At 69.7% G+C, this 2,748-nt stretch carries 1 protein-coding gene; it reads right to left on the bottom strand.

The genetic code is table 11. The features are described from left to right. Positions 1-2,748, bottom strand: a 2,748-nt coding sequence (locus O9Y01_RS23095) for a condensation domain-containing protein (RefSeq protein ID WP_269634003.1), incomplete at both ends; no start/stop codon positions are given.

Raw genomic sequence — 2,748 nt, 5'->3', positions numbered from 1 at the left:
CAGATGCTCGCCCAGCGCCTCGCGCCCGGCCGCATCCACCAGCACCACCACCGGCGCGCTGTCCGCCAGCGTCGCGCCCAGGCGCTCCGAGGCATACGCCGGGTCCAGCGGCACATAAGCCGCGCCCGCCTTGAGCACCGCCAGCAACGCCACGACCATCTGCGCGCCCCGCGCCAGGCACAGCGCCACCCCGTCTTCGGGCTTCACGCCCAGTCCCACCAGATGGCGCGCCAGACGGTTGGCCTCAGCATTGAGCTCTCCGTAGCTCAGCGTCTGTTCACCATCCACCAGGGCCACCGCCTGTGAACGCTGCCTGACCTGCGTCTCGAACAGCTCGTGCAGCGTCTGCGTCAGCGGCGCCTGTGCCGGCACTACGTTCCAGTCGTTCAGCAGCTGGCGGCGCTCGGCCGCGGGCAGCACGTCGACCTGCCTCAGCGGGGTGGACGGCGCCTTCAGCAAGGCATGCAGCAGGCTGGCCAGGGCGGCCTTCATGAAGTCGCAGACCTTGAATGGATCCACCGGCTGGCGAACCTGTGCGGTCAGGGAGAAGCCGCTCCCCAGGTCGTCCACCGACAGCACCAGTGGGTAGTTGGTCCGTTCCTCGCCGTGGAGGACCTGCATGCCGTCGTCCAGCTCGGCAAGATCAGCGTCGGCCTCCTCCTCATCGATCGAGGTGTAGCGGTAGTTCAGCAGCGAGCTGAACAGCGGCATGCCATGGCTCACGCCACTGCAGCGCTGAGCCAAGGCCAGCGACGCATGTTCGTGACGCAGCAGCCCGGACAGCAGGGCATGGACGCGCCGCAGCCCGTGGCTGACCGCGCTCGCATCCACGTCGATGCGCACCGGCAGAGTGTTGATGAACATGCCCAGCACGCGATCCGCATGGGCCCCGCCCTGCATGCGGCCAAACAGCACCGTCCCGAAGACCGGGGACTCACGGCCCGACAGCTTGGCCAGCACCAGGGCCCAGGCCAGGTGCATCACGCTGGCAACGCCGACCCCCATGCGCCGTGCGGCCTCCCGGGTGGCCTGCGCCATCTCGTCGGGCAATGGCACGCGGGCCTCGCTCACGTCCTGGCCGTCGCCCAGGACGTCCAGCAGATCGAAGGGCGCAGTCGGCTCTTCGATGTCCCCCAGCATGCGGGTGAAGAAGTCCCGGTGCTCCTCTTCGCTGACGCCCAGGCGGGCCGCTGCGACGAAGTCGCGGAAGGGCACCGGGGGCAGCAGCAGGTCAGGCCGCCCGCGTTGGAGCAGCTCGGCCTCCTTGATCAGCAAGTCCTGCGTGGTGTGGTCCATCACCAAGTGGTGGCACAGCAGGCGCAGCAGCCAGCGTCCGTTCTCAGCGTCATGCGCGACGGCCACGCGCAGCATCGGAGCCTGACTGGCGTCGATTCGCGTGCTTCGAGGATCGAGCAGTTCCTCGAGTTGGCGTGCCACCTCGCCTGCGGCAGGATCGAGTTCCAGCTGGGTCACCGGCAGGGTTGCCCGGCGGCGCACCACCTGCACCGGCTCGTCCAGACCGTCCCAGGCGATGCCGGTGCGCAGGATGTCGTGACGGTCCACCAGTTGCTGAAGGGCCAGCAGGAAGGCGTCCAGTCGCTCGCGCGAGTTGCAGGCCAGCAGGCTGGCCTCCACATAGGCATCACTGCCGCTGTCCATGCGGTGGTGGAACAGGATGCCTTCCTGCGCTGCGGTGAGCGGGTAGATGTCCTGCACATTGGCCGCACCGCCTTCCACGCCGGCCACGATGCGGTCGATGGCGGACTGGTCCAGCTGCACCAGGGTCAGCATCTGCGGCGTGATGGCCGTGGCGCCCTCGGGGATCAGGTTGGGTGGCACCACCACCTGGGTGCTGCCCTGGCCCGTGGCCGCTGCCAGCTCCGCCACCGTCGGCGCGTTGAAGAGGGTGCGCACGTCGGCGCCCAGTCCCGCGCGGCGCATGCGCTCGATCAGGCTCACGGCCATCAGCGAGTGCCCGCCCAGCTCGAAGAAGTTGTCGTGGCGGCCCACGCGCTCGATCTGCAGCAGCTCGGCCCAGATGGCCGCCAGCGTGGCCTCCACCTCGCCCTGCGGCGCCTCGTAGGCGCGCCGGCTCCAGGCCTGCTCGTCCGGTGCCGGCAGCGCCTTGCGGTCCAGCTTGCCGTTGGGGTTCAGCGGCAGCGATGCCAGCTGCACACAGGCCGCCGGCACCATATAGCTGGGCAGCGTGGCTTCGGCCTGCGCCCGCAGCTGCTCGGCGCTGGCCGTGCCCGTGTAGTAGGCCACCAGGCGCTTGTCGCCGGGCTGGTCCTCACGGGCCAGCACCACCACGTCGCCCGCTTCCTCCGCACCCAGCGCGGCCAGCTTGGCCTCGATCTCCCCCAGCTCGATCCGGAAGCCCCGGATCTTCACCTGGAAGTCATTGCGACCCAGGTACTCCAGCGTCCCGTCTGGCAGCCAGCGGCCCAGGTCCCCGGTCTTGTACATGCGGGCGCCAGCTTCCTCGCTGAAGGGGTCCGCCACGAAGCGTTCCTCGGTCAGCTGCGGCTGGTGCAGATAGCCCCGACCCACGCCCACCCCGGCCACGCAGATCTCTCCCACCACGCCCAGCGGCAGCAGCTGCTGCCGCTCGTCCAGCACGTACAGCTGCGTGTTGCGCACCGCTCGGCCCAGCGGCACCACCTCGTCCACCCCGTGCTCTGGCGACAGCGCCTGCCAGGCCACCACGTCCGCGCATTCCGTCGGCCCGTAGTTGTTCACCACCTGCGG

Origin of the sequence: Pelomonas sp. BJYL3 (genome assembly GCF_027257975.1) — a bacterium.
Taxonomy (GTDB): domain Bacteria; phylum Pseudomonadota; class Gammaproteobacteria; order Burkholderiales; family Burkholderiaceae_C; genus Roseateles_B; species Roseateles_B flavus.
The sequence above is the reverse complement of the archived record's forward strand: the minus strand, read 5'-3'. Positions and strand labels throughout refer to the sequence as shown.